Origin of the sequence: Sulfuricurvum sp. RIFCSPLOWO2_12_FULL_43_24 (assembly GCF_001829605.1) — a bacterium.
GTDB lineage: Bacteria > Campylobacterota > Campylobacteria > Campylobacterales > Sulfurimonadaceae > Sulfuricurvum.
Genome location: NZ_MIBT01000078.1, coordinates 16778 through 17762 on the forward strand (window position 1 = coordinate 16778; position 985 = coordinate 17762).

Sequence of the window (985 nt, forward strand, 5' to 3'; positions counted from 1 at the left end):
GAGAGAAACAATCTTTGATTGAGCGACTTTCTTTACACACACTTATAACCGTAATCGGGTTAGCCGTATGACGCATATACTGCGTTAATCCAACCGCTTCGGAAATGAAGGAGTGTACTTTTTCCAATAAGAGTGTACTCTCAATCGATTCAGGTGCACTCGGTGAATACGATGCCGTAAAATCTATCCCTAATTTCCCCCCTACGAGCGATTCAGGACTGGAGTGATCCAACGCATCGGTAATCCCTTCTGAGACAAAAAGGCATTTTGGGATAAATCGGTTTAGTGCATACGTTATTAGCGCTTCATAATTGGTCAATTTCGGAGCATCTTCCCCAAAAAACAGGGCATGTTTGACAAAACTCATCTGTCCTGATCCCCAAAAAATATGCATAAACTGTTTGGCGTGCCCTTTGTACAACGGTTTCATTTTTGCCAAAATAAGGTTATGAAAAACACCGTTTTCCGGCATGTGGTAATCGATTAAATCCGCCGCATTCGTTTTCAACAGCGGTAAGAATACCCTCTCGGTTGCCCAACCCATATATTTATCTTCCAACGGTGGTTTCCCGACAACAGTTGCAAGATAATAAGGGTTTTTGCGGTGTGTGATGGCACTCACTTCCAACACCGGATAATGTTCTGCAAGGGTATAATATCCGGTATGATCTCCAAACGGCCCCTCAAGTTGGAGCTTTTCGGTATCTACCCACCCCTCAATCACAAAATCAACATCTTCAGGAATATAAAGGGGAGTCGTAAGGGATTCAACCAGCTTTGGGGACTCTTTTTTGATCAGTCCATAGAGTAACAATTCATTCACACCGTAGGGTAATGGAGCTGTTGCACACCACGTGTACAGAGGATCTCCTCCAATCGCAATCGATACCGGCATTTTCTTACCGGCACGCTGATACTGATCGAAAAAGTGCGACGAATCTTTATGAATCTGCCAGTGCATCCCCAAATGATTGTTATCATAGAC

Annotated in this window: 1 protein-coding gene; it reads right to left on the reverse strand. The window is 43.7% G+C overall.

Going from position 1 to position 985, the window contains the following annotated elements; genetic code table 11:
- The coding region (locus A3G19_RS07355) for a UbiD family decarboxylase (RefSeq protein WP_294871638.1) at positions 1–985 on the reverse strand (985 nt) is incomplete at both ends.